Here is a 20,590-nt window from a genome sequence, read left to right on the forward strand (position 1 = left end):
ACACTAGACAACACAGCTCTTTGCCCAAATCACAAATACGTTAGCTGGCTTGCAACGTGGACGACACGAACCAGCATCACTTGAGCGACAAACGATGTTCTCGTGCGCAACGGCTTCGCCGTCACCCACCCAATCCGGTGCTTGATCCTCACGCCGTTTCACGTTGCGGCCTGCGGGACGATCGCTTCAGTTCTTCTGCCAGACACTCGATTGCCTCCCTTGCTTTTTCCTTGCAGTGGTGCCGGAAGAGAGCATCACCTTTTTGTCCTGACACTGCCAGAACGCGCTCAGAAATGTTTCCTACCCCTCCTCTGTGCGCCGGGACGAAAAAAGGTTCACGGTCGATCATCCGGAAGAAGGATTCCACCTTCTCATCCCATCCGAGACCGACCGGAGGAATACCCAGCGCATAGGCCGTGATGCAGGCATGCAGCCGGTGGGCAGCCACCACGTCGAGTGTGCCGATCAGGGCCATCAGTTCCTGCGGGGTGCGCGGCCGCCTGGCAAAGCGGCATCGGGCGGAGCCTGCGACTTCCGTTTGGGCATGCTTGTTCTCGATCTGCTCCAGACAGGCCTGATCCTCCACCGCACCGTTGGTGAAAAAAAGCACATCGCACCCAGCGCCCAGCAGTGTGTCAGCCAGAGCAAAATAGTCCGCCACGGTCGCCAGAGGTACATCCCGCCTCGGGCCGGCGTGCCGTTTGAGAACAAGTGGATTCGTCACACACAAACCGACCAGCGGACGAACGTGCGTGCGCACGGCATAACGTGCCGGTGCCAGCGTCAGTGCCGGGTCGGGCGCAATGCCCGGACTTGGCCAGTCGGGAAAATGCTCCTTCCAGTTCTGCCGCGCCCCAGGATCGCGCACGGTCACACGAATGAGTCTGCATCTGCGGAGCGTTTCGAAGAGCATGGCAGCACGGCGCGACCAGTGTCTCCCGACCCCGACGGCGTGAACCGCAACCGGGCGCCCCTCCTCACAGCAAAGCTCCAGCACCTGCGCGATTTTCAAAGGGAAATTCAGATCATCATCCTGAAAGAGATTACCGCCCCCGATGATCACCGCATCAGCCCCGGCAATCTTTTGCCGCCAAATATCTCGTAGAGCGGACAACCTTGAACCGATCACGCGCTCAACGACCATGCGGCGGAGGGGCGGAGGCATGGTCTGCAAGAGGCGCAGGGCTTGCGAACGCCCCGTGTCCTCAGCCCCGTAGGACGTACGCCCGGCCAGATCCAGGGTTTCGATTTCAGCGCCGGGCAAAGCAAAACCCAATTGCCGCTCCAGACATTCGGCCAGAATTCCATCTCCGAGATTTGGGCTGTACCGGACATTGAATATGACGATCCTCATGGCACCGCCTCCGCCGCGCCCGGTCGGTGTCCCCGTGCTTCCGCAGGCACCCAGCGCAGCGCAGCGGCGCTGCCTGCCAGAACGAAAAAGAGAAGCCCCAGATCGTAGACGGTTCCCGAGATCATCGCCTCGCACAGCCCCGCGAATACACCCGCCTTGGCGGCCCGCATCGTGGTGTGCTCCTGGGCCCCGCCGGCGCTCTTCATTGTCAGTGTGTTGCCTATGAAAAGGGCGAACAAAATAGTGCCGATCAAGCCTACATTCGACAGGAGTACGAGCGCATAGCTTGAGGCACGCGCGCTGCCGAGCCCCGCACCCCATCCCCATGTATCGAGAAAGACCTGAAAAGCCACCGCATTCCATTGCATGCGCTCACGCGCAGACTGGCTGTTGAGTTTGGAGTAAAGCGTCTCATCGAGAAATTCCTGCACGGCCTTCGCGAACTCCGGCATCAGCACGAGAACCAGCATGAACGAGAGCGGCACGACCAGAAGCCCAAGTGCAATGGCAGCAGGGCGGCCAGTGGCATGTCTTCCATAGGACGCCGGCAATGCCCGCCAGACAAGAAAGACCAGCACCATGGCGAGGCTGACCAACGCCGTTGTCGACGTCGAGAGAAGAAGTGCAAGCAAGAGCAATCCGGCGACAAGCCCGGTAGCCACCGTGCGCATACGGTCGATCCACAAACTGGCTGTAAATGCAAACAGCACAATGGTGTAACCGGCGAAGGCCGAGGCCTCGGGAAACGTCCCGGATATGCGTTTGAAACCCGCCTTCTCCGACCCGGTCAGCAGGGCATAATTGGCGGTGCGAATGAAATCGAATAAATGCGCCGTGCCTGTTCGGTATGTAACCACGTCGAGAACCGCAAAGACGAGATTGGCGACACCGAGAAACAGCATCGCGTTGATCACGTCGCGGGCGGTGCCGCCGCATTTGAGATAGGCAAAGGTAAAAGCGAAGCAGAAGAGGCCGCCCAGCGCATAGATCGTTTGGGTGATATTGTTGCTGGAGAATGACAACGGCGTGAGATCGATGATCCGGTGGCCAGCCGAGGACCGAAGCACGATCATCGTGTCCGTCACGCCCTCCATCAGACGGGGCAGAAAAAGTGCCGAGAACACCCCGTAGACGGTGAGCAGCAACAACCAGATGCCGGGCGACGCCGAAGATACCGCCGCAAAAACCGGTTTTTCGCCGAAAGCCATGAAAAAACGCAGACAATAAAAGGCGAGCAGGAGACTGGGAACGAGAATCGAAGCCCCGCCCAGACCCGGTACGCTGAAAGCGGCTGCAGCACCAAACAGGGTCGACACGACGATGACGTAAAAGGCCAGCCGAGGCGGTGAAACAAGCACGACCGCCCCAAGAAACAGCGATAAAAATCCCAACAGTTCGATGCGCATGGGGCGCCTCGCCTTTAGCCGCAAAGGCGGCGTAAAACCGGCTAAGAATACCACGCAAGCGATTGAGCGTCCCGTTGTGCCGGGTACCACTTATGGCCAGTAGGGCAGCATTTGGACGAGTTCCGAGGCGAACCAGGGCAATGCTATTCTGTCTGACAGGAGGTAGCTGCATTGCCGTTCGCCACCGGAAAACCGCCTCGTCTCACACGCCGGCGCGCACTCGTCGGCGGCGCGGCGGTTTTAAGCGTGCCTCTTGTCACCGCAATTGCACCAGCCTCGTCCCGCGCCGAGGATCAATTCCCAACCCCGGCTGACATGTTGAATGTGGGGACAATGCAGGTCTCCTTCGACGAGGATTTCTCCACACTTGACGTTTCGGCCTGGGGACCGGGTACGCGGTGGATCGCACACACACCATGGGCGGGAGATTTCGGCGGCGCGCGCTTTGCCAATCCCGGTGAGCGATCGCCGTTCCGTATTGTGGACGGCAAATTGCGCATTGAAGCAAAGCGGGACCCGGAAGGCGACTGGCAATCGGGACTGCTCGCCTCGGTGGACCCGGACGGCAACGGGTTTTCACAGCAATACGGTTATTTCGAAATGCGCGCCCAATTGCCAGAGGGGCCGGGTGTCTGGCCAGCCTTCTGGCTTATTGGCAAGGATCGCTCGAAGGCAACTGCTGAGATCGACATTTTCGAGTTCTACGGCGACAAACCCGACGGCTATTCCTCGGTGGTGCATGTGTGGCATCGGGACGGACGCCATTATTCGCGCTTTCATCGCAACGCGGTCTTCGTGGAGGCGATGCCCGGGGCGTTTCACACATATGGGGTGAAGGTGGACCCCGACTGGATCCGTTTTTACTTCGACCGTGAATTCCTCTGGAAGACAGAGACCCAGCCGGAACACAGGCAGCCACTTTATATTCTACTCAATCTCGCCCTGGTGGACGGACCAACGAAGAGCGCCACTCCAGACCCCTCGCACATGATCGTCGACTATGTGCGGGCTTACCGCCTCGACTGAGATTTCTAATGCTTTGGGATAGGCATCGTCCTTCTCCCAATACCCTCCCCGCCGAATGGTCTATACGCACAAAAGCACAAGACATCCGGTCGACCCGCAGATCATCCAGATGGCCATCTGTCTCTTTGTCGACCTGCGTGAAATCCTTCTTCTCGAAGGCATGAGAACCAATTCTTTCCCGCGCCTCCCCTATAATCAGTGAGCGTTTTCGGATGCTTGAAACATAGGCGCGGGCTTTTTCGGGCGGGGCGTCTACATGCATCACAAACAGCAACACGCTGAGCGACCGGGCCTCAATGGCACCGGTCACACCACACGGCCAGCGGCACGCCGCGCCTATGACCGCGATGTCGCGGTGCACCACATCGTGGCGGAGATCGCGCGCGTCAAACCGAATGCGACGGCCATCTCGTTCGGCGGTGTGGAGATGACGTATGGCGTGCTTGACCGTACGGCTTCCAAACTCGCTGCCCGCCTTATCGCCATGGGGGTGCGCAAGGGGGACATCGTCGGTCTTCTTCTGCCCCGTGCCGCAAAGACACTGATCGCCAAGCTGGCGATCCTCAAGGCGGGGGCAGCCTATGCCCCGTTCGACCCGGCCTATCCCGTCGATCACCTTTCCTACATGGTCGAGGACAGCGCGCCGCGCGCACTCATGATCGATCGGGACAGTGCTTCACTCGCTGCCAGTCTGCCTATAGCGCGAGGTTCCCTTGTCGATACGGACAATGCGCTTTCAGAACCGGCAGGCGACGAGCTGAGAGTGGCTTTTCCATCCATCGGCGGCGGGGACGCGGCCTATGTGATGTACACGTCGGGCTCGACGGGGCGTCCAAAAGGCGTCGTCATACCGCATCGCGGCATCCAGCGGCTGGTGTGCGACCAGAACTTTGTCGAATTCCGCCCGAATGACGTGGTGCTGCATACGGCGACGATCTCCTTCGATGCTGCCACGTTCGAGATCTGGGGAGCGCTCCTGAACGGAGCGCGGCTCGCAGGCATCGCAGACCGCACGCTTTCCATGCAACGCATCGCGGATACGATCGACAGGGAGCGCGTCTCGGTGATGCTGCTCACCACCGGGCTCTTCAACCTTCTCGTCGATCATCCCAGCGGAAAGCTTACCTCGCTGCGGCATGTCCTTTTCGGAGGAGAAGTGGCCTCGAGCGATCATGCGCGAAGGTTTCTTTCGGCCCGTCCCGGTTGCGTTCTCACCAATGTCTACGGTCCGACGGAAGTTTCATGCATGGCTTCGGCATTCCAAATTCCGGCAGATTTCGCGGGGGATACCGTTCCCATCGGTTACTCCATCGCCAACAACGGGACGCATATTCTCGACGATGACCTCAACGTGCTTCCGGCGGGACAGGAAGGGCAGCTTGCAGTTTCCGGCGACGGGCTCGCCATCGGCTATCTGAACCGACCGGAGCTGACGCAGGAGCGTTTCGTTGCGATTACCGCGAAGAATGGCGAAAGCCTGCGCTGTTATCTGACCGGCGACAGGGCCGTGATGGACGCGGACGGACTTCTGCATTTTCGAGGGCGGCGTGACCGACAAGTGAAGATCGACGGCAAGCGCATCGAGCTCGATGAAATTGAAAATGCGCTGCGCCGCGACGGCCATCTGGCCGATGCCGTGGTCGAGTGCCATCAGGCCGGATCGGCAAAGCGACTGGTCGCCTATCTGCGTCCAAAGACTGTGGCCGGGCTCGACGAGACTGATCTTGCCGCGGCGGTTTTTCGACGTCTGAAGGGTGTCCTGCCAGCCCATATGGTGCCGGGCCGGGCCATCGTCCTGCAGGAATTCCCCATGAACCGCGCCGGCAAGGTCGACCGCTCCCGCCTGCCGGCCCCGACCGAAGCACCGGCGGCGATGGCAGCGGCAGAAGGGATGGAAGCCATCATCGCGCGTCACTGGCGCAGGGTGCTTGGCACCGACACGGGCGGCCTGGATCAGAATTTCTTCGATCTCGGCGGGACCTCGATGCAGCTCATGCGGGTGCATGCGGCGCTGGAACAGGAGCTTGGCCGCAGCATCGATGTGGTGACGGTGTTTGAACACCCGAAGATCCGCAGTCTGGCGCGCTTCCTCGAGAAAGCGCCGGACAGTCTCCAGAAGACAGCCAAAGCACAAAGCCGCGCCGCGCGGCAGAGAGAGGTCATGTCTAAATTCCGCCGGAGCAGACAATGAACGAGCGCATCCCGATGAAACACGGGCCGATGGAGCCTGAAACGGGACTGGATGAGGGCATCGGCAGCGTTGCCATCATCGGCATGGCCGGGCGGTTTCCCGGTGCGCCCTCGGTCGATGCGCTGTGGCAGATGGTGCGCGAGGGGCGACACGCCTTCCGCACCTTTGCAGCCGATGAAATCGAGGACGCCTATGACGAGGCGACGCGCGCCTCGCCGGACTATGTGCCCTCCCGCCCCTATCTGGACGACGTGGGCATGTTCGATGCGGAATTCTTCGGCATGTATCCGCGCGAGGCGGCGGTGCTCGACCCGCAGTTCCGGCTGTTTCTGGAAATCTGCTGGGAAGCGCTGGAAAGCGCGGGCTGCGATCCTTTTACCGCGAAACAGTCGATCGGCGTCTTCGCTGGCTCGGCGATGAGCACCTATCTCATCAACAACATCCTGTCCGACCGGAAAAAGGCCGAAGCCTTCACCTCCGGCTATCAGGTCGACATGTTCAACGAACTGGTGGGCGCGATCAACGACACGCTGGCGACGCGTGTGGCCTACAAGCTCGACCTAAAGGGACCGGCCTTCACCATCCAGTCGGCCTGCTCCACATCGCTCCTGGCGGTGACGCAGGCCTGCCAGAACCTTTTGACCTATGGCTGCGACATGGCGCTGGCGGGCGGCGTGTCGATCTCGGTGCCGCAGAAACGCGGCTATATCCACATGGAAGGCGGCATGGTTTCGCCGGACGCTTTCTGCCGGCCCTTCGATGCGCAGGCAGGCGGCACGGTTTTCGGCAGCGGCGGCGGCGTGGTGCTTCTGAAACGGCTCGAAGACGCCATCGACGAAGGCGACACGATCCATGCCGTCATTCGCGGCTATGGTGTCAACAATGATGGCGCTGACAAGGTGGGCTACACCGCACCCAGCGTTTCGGGACAGGCCGACGCGATTGCAGGCGCGCTTGCGAGTGCAGGCATAGACCCCGAAAGCATCGGTTATGTGGAATGCCACGGCACTGCCACGCCGCTCGGCGATCCCATCGAATTCAACGGTCTGATGAACGCTTTTGGCGGCGATGGCACTGAAGGCCACTGCGCGCTCGGCTCCGTAAAGGGCAATATCGGCCATCTGGATGCAGCCGCAGGCGTGACGGGTCTGATCAAGGCGGCACTCGTGGTGCGCGACGGCGAAATCCCGCCGGTGGCGAATTTCGTGTCGCCCAACCCGCATATGGCACTGGAAAACAGTCCGTTCCGCATTCCAACGGAACTCGTAGCGTGGGAAGCGGCGGGCGCAAAGCGCCGCGCCGGCGTCAGCTCGTTCGGGGTGGGCGGCACCAATGCACATGTGGTGCTCGAACAGGCGCCCGACAGAGATGTTCTTTCGGAGACATCGCCCGGCCGAGCGGTCATTCTCCCGCTTTCGGCGCGAAACGAGGCGGCGCTCGCCGCCATGCGCAAGAATTTGGCCGAAGCTCTGCGCGAGAGCACAGAGCCGCTCGCCACCGTGGCGCACACGCTGCAGCAGGGGCGGCATGCTTTTTCGCACCGAACGGCTGTCATTGTGCGCACGCGCGACGAAGCGATTGCTGCGCTTGAAGCAGAACGCCCGATCAGCGGCGAGGCAGCACAGGATGCGCCGCCCGTGGTCTTCATGTTTCCCGGACAGGGCGCGCAGCATGTGAGCATGGGCGGCGCGCTTTATGGGACCGAACCGGTCTTTGCCGAATGGATCGACAAAGGTGCTGATCTTCTTGAGCCTCTGATTGGCCGCGACATTCGCGATTTCATCCGGTTGCCGGAAGGCGACGCGCCGGAAGAGCTTTCCGAAGCACTACGCGATACGCAGATTGCCCAGCCCGCACTCTTTCTCGTCGAATATGCGACGGCAAAGCTCTGGATGAGCCGTGGCCTGGTACCCGACGCCATGATCGGCCACAGCGTGGGCGAATTCGTTGCGGCCACGCTTTCGGGCACGATGCGCTTCGAGGACGCGCTCGGGCTCGTCGCAACGCGCGGGCGGCTGATGCAGAGCCAGCCGACGGGCGCCATGGTTTCCGTGCGGGCGGATACGGAAACGGTGGCCGCGCATCTTTGCGACGGGGTGGAAATCGCCGCCATCAATGCACCGAAGCTCAGCGTCATCTCCGGCACGTTCGACGCGATGGACGAGACATGCGCAGCGCTTGACGCCGCAGGCATTGCCTATAGCCGGTTGCACACCTCGCATGCCTTCCATTCGGCCATGATGGACGAGGCTGCCAGGGCGCTCGAAGAAGAGACGGCAAAGGTCGAATACGGTCCATCCACCATTCCCTACATTTCCTGTGTGAGCGGCGACTGGCAGACGGACGCGCAAGGCGCCTCGCCCGCCTACTGGGCGCGCCACTGCCGCGATGCGGTGCGCTTTGCCGACGGCATCAAGACCGTCGCGCGCGAGCGCAGGCCCGTCTTCATCGAGGTCGGTCCCGGCCGCACGCTTTCGGTTTTCACCGCGCAGACGCTGAAGCGCGATGACATCGCCGCCATCATCCAGTCCCTGCCCGAACACGACCGCGCATCCTTTGGCGAAGAAGTTTTCGCCGAAGCCCATGCGCGGTCGTGGATCGCCGGCTGCGAGCTCGACTGGCCAGCCCTGCCAGAGACCGCGCGGCGGAAAATCCCGCTGCCGACCTATCCCTTCCAGCGCCAGTTGCACTGGATCGACGCACCGACGCCGGAGAACCGGGCGCATGCGGCACTTGCCCATACGCTGCCCGATACACCGGTACAAGCAATCCCGACAGACGGAATGAGCCCAATGACCGCTGCACCTGCGACAACCGACCGGCGCGCCACACTGGAACGCGCCCTGACCGCCCTGCTCTCAGACCTTTCAGGCGAAGACCTGCCAGACGATGCAGCCGGAGCGACCTTTCTGGAGCTTGGCTTCGATTCCCTCTTCATTGGCCAGTTCGCTCAGAAAGTAGAGAAGGAATACAGGATCAAGCTCTCCTTCCGCGAACTGCTCGGCAACATTCCGACCATTCATGATTTGGCGCGACACCTCGACACCGAACTGCCGGCGGATGCCGTGCAGGCGGTGTCACCTTCTCCGGTGGCTCAGGTCCCCCCCACGCCGGACGTCGCGTCTGCTGCGCCATCTTCAGTGGCGAATGGAACTCCACAGGCACCTCATGGGCTCGAGGCGCTTTTCCAGTCCCAGTTGCAGATGGCGCAGCAACTTTTCGCGCAGCAGTTCGCGGCTATCCAGTCGCTTGGCGGCTCCGTGCCGGCGGCCGCGCCGCAGGTTGCACCGGCTCCAGCCGCCGCGCCTGCGCCGGACACGAGCGGTGACGAGAGTGAGATCGGCGGCGGCCGCATCCGCGTGTACAAGCCCGGCGCGCAGGCCGGCGAACAGGCGCTCACGGAGAAAAAACGCGCCTTCATCAATGATCTGGTCGCCCGCTATTGCGAGAAGAACGCCCGGTCCAAAGCGTTCACGCAGGAACACCGGTCGCATCTGGCCGATCCGCGCGCGGCCTCCGGCTTTCGCGCCGACTGGAAGGAACTGGTCTTTCCGATAGTCTCCGACCGCTCGAAGGGATCGCGCATCTGGGACATAGACGGCAATGAATATATCGATCTCGTGAACGGTATGGGGCAAACCGCCTTCGGCCACGCTCCCGATTTCGTGGTCGAAGCGATCCGCGACCAGACCGACAGGGGCTTTGCCATTGGCCCGCAGACACCGCTGGCCGGCGAGGTGGCGGAGCTGATCAGCGAACTGACCGGGCACAGCCGCGTCACCTTCTGCAACACCGGATCGGAAGCGGTGATGGCCGCCATGCGGGTTGCCCGCACCGTGACGGGCCGCAACCGCGTCGTCGTTTTCGGCAACGACTATCACGGCCAGTTCGACGAGGTTCTGGTCAAGGGCCGCAGCCGTGCGGGGCAGCATCGCACCTTGCCCATAGCCGCCGGCATTCCCGCAAATTCCCTGTCGAACATCACGGTTCTGCCCTATGGCGCGCCTGAGAGCCTCGACTGGATCCGCGCCAATGCGGACGAGCTTGCGGCCGTCATCATCGAGCCGGTGCAGAGCCGACACCCGGAGCTGCAGCCGGTCGAGTTCGTACGTGCGCTGCGGACCGTCGCCACGGAACGCGATTTCGCGCTGGTCTTCGATGAGGTGGTAACGGGCTTCCGCGTCGACCCCGGTGGCATGCAGGCCGTGTGGGGCATACGCGGCGACCTTGCGACCTATGGCAAGGTGCTGGGCGGCGGAATGCCGATCGGTGTTCTGGCCGGAGACAGCCGGTATATGGATGCGCTCGATGGCGGTCACTGGGATTATGGCGATGACAGCGTGCCAATGGTCGCGCCAACCTTCTTTGCAGGCACATTCGTGCGCCATCCGGTGGTTCTGGCGGCGACACGCGCCGTACTCGAGCACATCAAGGGTGAAGGCCGTGCGCTCTATGACCGAGTGGCCACCCGTACGGAAGCGCTCGTCACGGAGCTGAACGGCCAGCTTTCGGATCGCGGGATTGCGACGCAGATCCATGGCTACAAGAGCTGGTTCGTGACAGATTTCGGCAATGCCGACCCGCTCGGCGCTCTGTTTTACCCCTGTGCGCGGATGCAGGGTCTGCATGTCCAGGACGGCTATCCCTGCTTCCTGACGACCGCGCATTCGGAAGAGGACTTTTCGCGCATTGCAGCAGTCTTCGGCGAGACGCTCGACGCACTTCAGGGTGCCGGCATTCTGATGTCCGATGGAGAGCGGGCCGAACGACCTGCGGCAAAACCCGCGCAAGAGACGCCGCAACAGGCACCGCTGACCGAGGCGCAGAAGGAAATCTGGCTTGCAGCCCAGGCCGGAGACGAAGCCTCCTGCTCCTTCAACGAATCCTTCAATCTCACGCTCGATGGCGCGCTGGACGAAGCCGCATTCCGCAAGGCGTTCGACCTGGTCGTGGCCCGGCACAATGCGCTTCACATCCGCTTTGCGCGGACGGGCAAGCATTTCGAGGTGACGCGCGGTTTCCGCATCGACATGCCAATGACGGAGGTTTCGGATAGCGAAGCGCTTGCAGAGATCGTTGAGCGCGAGGCGCGTACCCCCTTCGATCTCGTCAGCGGTCCGCTGGCGCGCGCAGAACTCGTTCGGCTTTCAAACGACCGGCACGTGCTTGTCTTCACGGCCCATCACATCGTCTGCGATGGCTGGTCGGCGAATGTCCTGATCGATGAACTGGCAACGGCCTATAGCGCGCTTGCTCGGGGCGACACACCTGACCTGCCGTCGGCACTGGCTTTTTCCACCTATGCGCAGACGCGCGCGAGCCGGACGGAAGACAATCAAGAAACGGAGCGGTTCTGGCTCTCGCAATTCGAGACCGTGCCGGACCTGCCGGACATGCCGACAGACCGACCGCGCCCCGAACAGCGCAGCTTTGCCGGCGGCACCGTCACCGCGCATATCGACAGCGACGTCTACAGGCGGCTTAAAAAGGCCGGTGCGAAGAACGGCGCGACGCTGTTTTCCACGCTGCTCGCAGCCATGCAGGTGATGATCGCACGGCTCTCAGGCAGCAACGACATCGTGATCGCCGTGCCTTCGGCAGGCCAGAGCCTGCTTGATGCCGAAACGCTGGTCGGCCATTGCGTCAATCTTCTGCCCCTGCGGCAGACGCTTGATGAAGAACGGTCCTTCGCCGAGCATCTGAAGGACACGCAGCAACTGGTTCTTCAGGCTTTCGAGCATCAGGACTTTACCTATGGAACGCTGGTGCGGAAGCTTGGCCTGAAGCGCGATCCGAGCCGCCTTCCCCTGACCGAAATTCAGTTCAACCTCGAGCGGGTGACGAAGGGAATGGATTTTGGCGGGCTTTCCGCGGATGTCGTCCCCAACCCCAAGGCGTTTTCGAATTTCGACATGTTCGCCAACATGATCGAGAGCGAGGACGGCATCCGCATCGATGTCGACTACAATGGCGACGTGTTCGATCCCGAGACCATCGAACGCTGGCTCGGCCATTTCGCTACGCTCGTCGAAGCTCTTGCGAAGGATATGGGCACGCCCATCGAACGCCTGCCGCTCATGACGCAGGACGAGATGGACTGGCTTGCCTATGAGCTCAACCAGACGCAGGCGGCCTATGACGACGAGCGCTTTGCCTTCGAGCTGTTTGGCGACCGCGCGGCGGAAACGCCCGATGCGATCGCCGCCACTCATGGCGAGGAAAGCATCACCTATGGCGAACTCGATGCGCGAAGCTGGCAAATGGCACGCCTGCTCCAGGAAAAGCTGCTGGTGCCCGGCTGCCGTGTCGCGGTGGCGCTCGACCGCTCGATAGACATGCTGGTGACGCTGCTGGCGATCATGAAGGCCGACCACATCTATGTGCCGCTCGACCCGGATCATCCCGAGGCACGCCTGCGGCAGACCATGGAGGCGGCGCAGATTTCCGCCGTAGTTTGCAACAGTGAAAGGATTGCCGGTCTTGCCGGCGAAGACGTGCTGCCGATCATGCTCGACAATGAGCGGGAGGCGATAGCCGCCATGAAGGCGGCACCGCTGGAGGAGCGGGTTCATGGCACGCAGGCTGCGGCCTACATCATCTTCACGTCCGGCTCGACCGGCGTGCCGAAGGGCGTGGAGGTTCCGCACAACGCGCTCGTGAACCTCCTCACCTCCATGGCGAAGGAGCCCGGCTTTGCCGCAGACGACACGCTGCTTGCCGTCACCACCATTTCGTTCGACATCGCCGCGCTGGAACTCTACCTGCCGCTGATCTGCGGTGGCCGCGTGGTGATCGCCGACCGGATCGAGGTGCAGGACGGGTTCCGGCTGGTTGAGCGTCTCGACGAATGCGGCGCAACGGTTTTGCAGGCGACGCCGACGCTCTGGCAGATGCTTGTCGAAGCGGGGCTTGGCGAGAGGAAATCTCTCAAGATGCTGTGCGGCGGCGAACCGCTGCCCGCAGCGCTGGCGCAGAGCCTGAGCGCACTGGGCGGCGAATTGTGGAACATGTATGGGCCGACCGAGACCACGATCTGGTCGTCGGTCGCGAGGATCGACGATCCGGATGCGCCGATCACCATCGGCCACCCCATCGCCAACACGCAGCTTTACATTCTGGATGCGCGCAACCGGCTCGCGCCCGTGGGCGTAACGGGTGAACTGAACATCGGCGGCGACGGGCTCGCCCTCGGCTATTTCAACAGTGTCGAACAGACGCAGGCCGCTTTCCGCAATGTGTCGATTGGTGGTGTTCCGCAGCGGCTCTACAAGACGGGAGATGTGGGGCGGCGCCTGGCCGATGGGTCGCTCCAGCTTCTCGGGCGCCGCGACAACCAGATCAAGCTGCGCGGTTTCCGCATCGAGCTGGGCGACATCGAGGCGGTCATCGCAAAAGCCGAGGGCGTGCGCCAGTGCGCCGTTGTCGCCCCCGTGAACCGCAATGGCGACCGGCAGCTTGTGTGTCACACCGTGCCTGATGATCCGGCGAACCCACCAGACCCAAAGGCGCTGAGCGCCCATGCGAAGGCGCATCTCCCCGGCCACATGGTGCCCGCATTCTGGGTCCATACCGAAGCACTGCCTCAGACGGCCAATGGCAAGCTCGACCGCAAGACGCTCGAAAAACAGGGCATTCCGCGGCAGGAGGCGGCCATCATCCGCACCGCGCCGCGCACGCCCATGGAAGAGAAACTCTCGGCCATCTGGCGCGATGTGCTCAACATTCCCGAAATCGGCGTGGAGGAGAACATCTACGCGCTGGGGGCGGATTCGCTCAGCATTTTCCGCATCGCAGCCCGGATGATCGATGCCGGCCTGCCGCTGGAGGCGCGGCATCTCCTGCAACACCCCACGATCGGGGAGCTGGCGCTGATCGCCGATGGGGCCGATGACGAGACTATGAACGGGATCAAGCCGCATGTGCCTTCGCTGAAAGATTTCCGGCACGGCGCGCGCCGCCGCATGGAGGCACACGGATGAGCGACATTGAACACAGGCCGCAGGCTTTCGCCGCGAGCGACATCATCGGCGAGTTTCCCTGCACGCAGACGCAGATGCGCTGCTGGTTCCTGGATCGCCTTAATCCGGGAAACCCCGCGCTCAACGTTGCCGTGCGGTGGGAGATTCGGGGGAACTTCAGAACCGAGAGCATCGAAGAGGCTTTCCGACAAATCATCAGGCGACACGAGATCCTGCGCACGCGTTTCGTGGAGACGGATGGACAACCCCGGCAGCAGGTGGTGCGCGGGGTCGAGTTCCGCATGCCGGTCATCGACCTGCGCCACGTACCGGAAGACCAGCGCGAGGCGCGCATCCAGTCGATAAGCAGGGAAACGGCGGCAGCGCCCTTCGACCTTGGCCAACCGGGGCTTTTCCGCGTCACGCTGCTAATGGTGGAGAACAGGCGCGGTTTCATTCTTATCACCGCGCATCAAAGCTGTTTCGACGGCTGGTCGATCCGCGTTCTGGGCCGCGAAGTGGGAGAACTCGCAGCGGCCATCGACGCGAAACGCGCGCCGCACCTGCCAGAGCTGGCGCTGCAGTATGGCGACTTCGCGCTGTGGCAGGAAGAATACCGCAACAGCTACGGTTTCGAAGCGGAGAAGACCTACTGGCGAGAACAGTTGCGCGATGCGCCCTATTTCGAGATCAGGCCGGACCGGCCGCGCGGGCGTGTGAAAACCAGCCGGGGGGAGATCTTTTCCGCCGTGCTGCCGCTGGAATTCGGCGAGCGGATCGAGGCTGCGGCGCGCGCGCATCACGTTTCGCTGTTCAGCTATGGCGCGGCGGTCATCAGTGCTGCACTTCACCACTATTCTGGCGAGCGCGAAGTGCTGTTCGGCACGCAGATCGCCGGGCGCGAGGATGTGGACCTGGAGAGCCTGATCGGCGTTTTCATCAATAATCTTGTGCTGCGTTTCGATATTGCCGACGAGTTGAGCTTTGCCGATCACCTCTCGAGGGTCAGCGCTACCGTGGGGGCTGCCCTCAACCACCAGAAGATGCCGTTCAACAATCTTGTCGAGCTGGTCAACCCGGTGCGCGATCCATCCCGCAACCCACTCGTCTCGATCAACTTCAACCAGCAGAAGGCTTTTCTGGAAGACACGCGCTATGGCGATTTCGAGCTGATCAGCGCCCCGTCGCAATCGCCGGGCGTGATCTATGACCTTAATTTCATCATGATCGGCCGGCCGACCGGCTGGCGCATGTCGGTGGAATACAACACCGATCTCTTTGACGAAGCGACGGCGCGGGAGCTGCTCGATCTGTGGCAGAAGGCCTATGCCTTTGCGCTCGACGATCCACAGGCGAAGATCAGTGCGATGTCAGGACCGGTTCGCGACGGCAGTTTGCCGAAAGAAGCGCAGCAGAAACCGACATCGCGGCTGGAAGCGCTGCTTCTCGCGCACCCGGATGTCGCCGATGTCGCGGTCCGGCGAGACGGCCCGTCCAGCCGGTCCCATGCGTTCGTCGTGCCGAGTGCAGGGCTCATGGTGCCGCTCGAGACCCTTCCAGCGCAACTGAACGCCTATCTGGCAGAACGGCTGCCAGAGGAAGAGTTACCCGCCGCAATCAGCGTTCTTCTTTCCCTGCCGAGACGGGCGGACGGCGCAGTGGAATTGCCGGCGGTATCCTCTCCTGTGCCGCCACCCACGGTCAATGTCCCTGCCCCGGTTACTGCCAGAAGCCCGGCCCCGCCGGCAGACAGGCAGGCGGAGCTTGGCCGGATCTGGGCGCGTGTGCTCGACGTGCCGCGGGTGGATGCAAACGACGATTTTTTTGCGCTGGGCGGTCATTCGCTTCTGGCTCTCAGAATGTTCTCCGGCGTGCGCGAGGCCTTCGGCATCCAGCCTGACCTCGCCCTCCTGTTCAGGGAGCCGACGCTCTCGGGCTTCGCGTCCGCTATCTTTGGCTCTCAGACTGCGTCCATCGAAGAACCGAACATCTCTCCATCGGCTGCGGTCGAGTGGGAAACCACCATCTACCGGCAGGGCAGCGGAGACTGCGCGGTCTATACGCTCAATCACCCCTTCCTCTACTACCGAATGGCGAAGTCGCTTCCCGGCCATGCCTCCGTCGTCAATCTTCACATGTTCAACGCGAGGATCGATGAAGAAACCGAAGGCTTTTCGCTGGAAAAGATCGCCGGCGATGCGGTGGACGCCATGCAGCTTGGCGACACACCAAAAACCGTCGCGCTGGTGGGACTGTGCGTCAACGGCATCCTGGCTGCCGAGATGACCCGGCAGCTTCGTGTTGAGGGTCATGATGTGAGTTTTGTCGCACTGATCGACAGCTGGGCACCCGGTTATGTGCGTTCGCAACCGGCCATGACGCGCTGGCGCTGGAACACCGAGAAACGGGCAAAGCGTCTCGTCTATTTCACCGGCAAGCTTTTACGCGGGCGCATGTCGCTGATTACCTACCTGAAGGAGTTCAGCCTTTCGCTGAAGCTGGTCGAGCGCTTCGCACCTGCCCGTGCCATGAACGAGGAAGAGCAAACCACCGAAGCGGTTACCCAGTATCTCGTTCGTGCGGCCCGGCGCTACAGTCCGCGTGCGCTTTCCGGCGAAACCGTTCTCTTCTTCCGCAGTCAGGCCACGCACCGGCGCGCAAGGCAGCTTCTGTTCGGGTGGCGTGGTTTCGTGCCGGATGAATCGCCGGTTTTCGATCTCAGTGGCTGGCACGAGGATTCGCTCAGCGAAATGGGGATCGACAAGCTTTCATCCGTGCTCGGCGAACGTCTTGAACTGGGAGGCAGCGCTGAACACCACTCCTGAACATAAGGGCAAGCAAAGGCCAGCGCCTGGCCCCTTGCGCATCGGCATCATGCGACGAGCCGGGCAGCCGTTCGAAAACTGGGAACTTCAGCTCATCGAACGGCTGATTGCGGACCGCCGTTTCCGTCTGGTTGCGTTCCTGGAAACTTCGAAACCGGCTGGCGCAAAGGCCAGCATGATCACCAAAATGGTGGCACAGCTCGACGCTGCGCTTTTCGCGCGCCAGTCGGACTATAGCGCGAAACGGTTCGAGCGCGCACGAAAAGCCATACTCATGATCCCGCTGGCCGACGCCGTGGAGAATGGCGACCGGCACGGACTGCAACTCGACATGATCCTTCGCCATTGCAATGCAGAATTGCCTGAAGCAATCCTTCATGCACTCCCGCTTGGTGTGTGGTCGCTCAGCCACGTTTTCACGCAGTCGGGATCTGCCAGCTGGGACGGAATCTCAGACGTCGCCGCTGGCACTCCGACCAGCAGACTGTCGCTTTTTCTCGAAACGGCGCGACAACCAGAAAAACACGTCGTTGCGCAAGCCGAGTTCAACGTGAAGTTCAGCGCAGCGCGCAATTCCGCCTTCATCAAGGAAAAGTCCGTTCTGCTTCTCGTGCGCGAACTCAGGCGCGCGGCGGAAACCGGCAGGCTGCCCAAACCGATCAACGCCCCCGATGCCGTCCGCACACTGAGGCCACCCGGCATTTTGAAGACCGGGCGCTATGCGGCTTCACTGACAAGAAACATCGCACAGCGCTTGCTCAAAAGCATGCGCCGCGCCTCGCATCAGGAAACCGCCGTATGGACACTCTTCAGCGGGCGCGGCGCGATTGACGATTTCGATCCCAGCGAAGCCATAGAGATCCCGCCGACGGATACGGCGATCAAGGCCGACCCCTTCCTGTTTCATCACGAGGGACGAACCTACCTTTTCTACGAGAACTATGCGCGTGGCGATGAACGGGCACATATCGCAGTGGGCGAGATCACGCGCAACGGTTTCGAACCAATAGGCATCGCGCTGGGTGGCAACGAGCACCTCTCCTTTCCCTTCGTCTTCCGGGAAGGCGACGAGATCTTCCTTATGCCTGAAACACATCAGAGGAAGCGTATCGAGATCTGGCGTGCGGTCAGTTTTCCGTTGATCTGGGAGCCCTATTCACGGGCCTTCGAAGGGTGGTCGACTGCCGACAGCACCCTTTTCAAACATCGCGGACAGTGGTGGCTTTTCACCAATCTCTCGGAGCATCATGCGTTCGAGGATCACTGTTCCGCGCTCTATGCCTTTCAGGTTGACGGGCCGGAACTGAAACGGATCGTTCCCCATCGCCTCAATCCCGTGGTGGTGGGCAGCGCCACGGCACGCAATGGCGGCCGCATCTTCTCGCGCCATCGCCGGCTTTATCGACCGGCGCAATACAATGCGCACGGCATCTATGGCTACGGCCTCAATATCATGGAGATCGAGCAGCTCGACATCGACGACTATCGGGAAACATGCGTGCGCCGCATTCTGCCCGATTTCAAACCGGGGCTGACCGGCTGTCATCATTTCGATGCGAGCGGCTCACGCTATATTCTGGATGCGCGGCTCAACGCCTGATGGTGCTCGATGCGCGCGGTGGGCCGCCAGGCTCCGCGCCTTTCTCGCCGGGCAGGCTGAAGCGTGCCGCCACGATAGTTGAGCGCGACGGCGTTGCGGGCCGTGAGCGCCGCGACCGCGCCGACATAACCGCGCGGCAGGGTGAGGTTGAGAAACTGCCACTGGTCCGGCGCATCGTCCACGCCATCGAGCCTGAGCAGCCGCGGCTGGCCGGTCTGATCGATGGTCACATCGAAGGACTCAAGCGGCAGCGAAAGCCCCGCACCGTGCGCCTTCACGAACGCTTCCTTTCGCGTCCAGCAGCGAAAGAATGCTCCCAGATAATCCTGCGCCGGCACCGCCCTGAGCGCTTCATTCTCAGACACTGAGAAGAAGTGCTCTGCGAGATTTTCCCGGAACGGAAGGACGCGCTCGATATCAATGCCGAGCTGATAGCGATCGGAAACGGCGAGAACCGCCGTCGGGCCGCTGTGACTGAGATTGAAATGAAGCGGCGGTTCACCGCGCCCGGCAAGCCGGGGTTTGCCAAAGACATTGTATGAGAAAGCAAGCCGGTTTGGCGCCACGCCTAGATAGGACCCGAGGATCGCCCTCAGCCGACCTCGCCCGGTGATGAACCGCAACCGGTGCTGCTCGTGTACGAAACGCGAGGCACGTGCGAACTCCGCCTCGTTGAGTGCCGAGACGAGCGGTGGAAGCGCATCCAGGGATACGTCCAGGGACCATTGCCAGATATCGATCGTGCTGGCGCCGATGCTGACGGGTTTAAGCTGCATAGGACAGCCGCCTTTCCGGCGTTTTCCGTCCGGCCATGCGGCGGGCGAGATAGGCCATCAGCGCCGTGGGATAGTTTTCGCCCAGGCTGATGCGGCAAGTGCGCTTCAGAATATCCAGCGAGCGGGCACACATGTCGGGCCCATACTCCACATCGGCCGAAGCCCAGCCATAGGGGTTCATGGCCGGATGGAATGCCCGCTTCTCAAGGATCGGAGTCCAGTGGGTACACACATGGCGACTTGAATCGAAAACCCGATAGACGCCGCGTCGGTTTTTTGCGGCAAAAGCCTTGGCCTCGCCTTCCGTCTCGAACAGAACATGGAGGCCGACGGCGTTTTGCGGGTCGTTGTGCGGTCCGAGCCGGAATGCATCGCTGCCCGACAGGATGTGCGACATGACCTGATGCCGCCTGCGCATACGGCGCAGCATGGGATCCAGCTTTCCAAGCTGCACATTGAGCATCGCACCCTGGATCTGGCTGGCCTTGAAGTTCACGCCGAAAAAGCTCGGCTCGTTGTGGTTGTCGAGATGCCCGCGAAAGAGTTCACCCACATCGTGATACATACGGGCGCGGGCGAAATACCGGTCGCTCTGCGAGGCCACCGCACCACCCTCGCCGATGTTCATGTTCTTGAACTGGTTGAAGCTGAAAGCGCCAATGTCGCCAATCGTGCCGGCACGCTGCCCCCGATAGCTCACCCCCACCGCCTGGCAGGCGTCCTCGATGACCATCAGCCCATTCTGACGGGCGAGTGTCGTGATCGCCGCCATGTCACAGACCATGTTGGCCATGTGCACCGGCAGAATGGCGCGGGTGCGCGGCGTGATCTTACGCGCAATGTCTTCGGGATCCATGGTCAGCGTCTCGTCGATATCGACGATGACCGGCACGGCCCCGACAGCGAGTACCGAGGCGGCCGTGGCGATCCATGTATAGGCGGGCACGAGTACCTCGTCGCCGGGCCCCACGCCGGAGGCCGCCAGTGCGCTGATCAACGCGCCGGTGCCGCTGCTGACCGTCAACACATGTTTGACGCCGAACTTTTCGGAAAAGGCCTTTTCGAACCGGTCGAGCGGCCCCTCGCCGGGGCCACCATATCGGGCAAGACGCCCCGAGGCGATGACCCCGCCGATGGCCAGCCACTCACGCAAACCAACTTTTGCCATGGTGTTTTCCCGCTTGGCCGACGGGCGAGCCACGCCCGCGGCGCCCCAATTGTCCCTGAAGCGTATGCCCGGGCCATGGGGTTTTCAAATAATCCAATAATGTAGCGGCAGTGCGTTTTGCCCTACCCGGCAATGGCCAAAACCCTTAGCAAGCTGCCCCTTCTATGCAATTTGGATGAGTTCGGCCGGGCGCTGGATTTTGATAGCCTTTTGTCGGGGCTTTACGACGCAGCGAACTCACTCCTTCGCAACTGACGTGCTGCTCTGGTAGCCCGCTCAGGGGGCA

At 61.9% G+C, this 20,590-nt stretch carries 10 protein-coding genes; 6 read left to right on the plus strand and 4 right to left on the minus strand.

The window, feature by feature from the left end; genetic code table 11:
- Positions 1 to 148 precede the first annotated feature (148 nt).
- On the minus strand, positions 149 to 1,354 hold the full coding sequence (locus tag P2W41_RS14020) for a polysaccharide pyruvyl transferase family protein (RefSeq protein WP_292899668.1): 1,206 nt from the start codon (positions 1,352 to 1,354) through the stop codon (positions 149 to 151).
- A complete protein-coding gene (locus tag P2W41_RS14025) occupies positions 1,351 to 2,760 on the minus strand; it encodes a hypothetical protein (RefSeq protein ID WP_292899666.1) in 1,410 nt (469 codons plus the stop codon). The genes P2W41_RS14020 and P2W41_RS14025 overlap by 4 nt, the downstream gene beginning before the upstream one ends.
- A gap of 171 nt (positions 2,761 to 2,931) precedes the next feature.
- Between P2W41_RS14025 and P2W41_RS14030 the strand changes: the two genes are divergently transcribed.
- From P2W41_RS14030 to P2W41_RS14055, 6 genes are read left to right on the plus strand one after another with little or no spacing between them, the layout of a single operon-like run.
- Positions 2,932 to 3,786, plus strand: a complete 855-nt coding sequence (locus P2W41_RS14030) for a glycoside hydrolase family 16 protein (protein ID WP_404933472.1) — start codon at positions 2,932 to 2,934, stop codon at positions 3,784 to 3,786.
- Positions 3,787 to 3,841: 55 nt separating this feature from the next.
- Positions 3,842 to 3,988, plus strand: coding sequence for a hypothetical protein (locus P2W41_RS14035; RefSeq protein WP_404933473.1), 147 nt, complete (start codon positions 3,842 to 3,844; stop codon positions 3,986 to 3,988).
- 54 nt (positions 3,989 to 4,042) lie between these two features.
- Positions 4,043 to 5,977: a non-ribosomal peptide synthetase gene (locus tag P2W41_RS14040; RefSeq protein WP_404933474.1), complete on the plus strand. Its 1,935-nt coding sequence runs from the start codon at positions 4,043 to 4,045 to the stop codon at positions 5,975 to 5,977.
- Complete coding sequence (locus tag P2W41_RS14045) at positions 5,974 to 13,956, plus strand: amino acid adenylation domain-containing protein (protein ID WP_404933475.1); 7,983 nt, start codon at positions 5,974 to 5,976, stop codon at positions 13,954 to 13,956. The genes P2W41_RS14040 and P2W41_RS14045 overlap by 4 nt, the downstream gene beginning before the upstream one ends.
- Positions 13,953 to 16,760 (plus strand): condensation domain-containing protein, encoded by a 2,808-nt coding sequence (locus P2W41_RS14050; protein ID WP_404933476.1) that lies wholly within the window; start codon positions 13,953 to 13,955, stop codon positions 16,758 to 16,760. Before P2W41_RS14045 ends, P2W41_RS14050 begins: the two co-directional genes overlap by 4 nt.
- Positions 16,761 to 16,809: 49 nt before the next feature.
- Complete coding sequence (locus P2W41_RS14055) at positions 16,810 to 18,360, plus strand: hypothetical protein (protein ID WP_404933477.1); 1,551 nt, start codon at positions 16,810 to 16,812, stop codon at positions 18,358 to 18,360.
- Here the strand turns inward: P2W41_RS14055 and P2W41_RS14060 are convergent.
- Complete coding sequence (locus P2W41_RS14060; RefSeq protein ID WP_404933478.1) at positions 18,330 to 19,136, minus strand: 4'-phosphopantetheinyl transferase family protein; 807 nt, start codon at positions 19,134 to 19,136, stop codon at positions 18,330 to 18,332. The genes P2W41_RS14055 and P2W41_RS14060 overlap by 31 nt on opposite strands.
- On the minus strand, positions 19,126 to 20,304 hold the full coding sequence (locus tag P2W41_RS14065) for a DegT/DnrJ/EryC1/StrS family aminotransferase (RefSeq protein ID WP_404933479.1): 1,179 nt from the start codon (positions 20,302 to 20,304) through the stop codon (positions 19,126 to 19,128). The genes P2W41_RS14060 and P2W41_RS14065 overlap by 11 nt, the downstream gene beginning before the upstream one ends.
- Positions 20,305 to 20,590 lie beyond the last annotated feature (286 nt).

The organism is Nitratireductor sp. L15S-10 (assembly GCF_045011005.1).
Lineage (GTDB): Bacteria > Pseudomonadota > Alphaproteobacteria > Rhizobiales > Rhizobiaceae > Nitratireductor.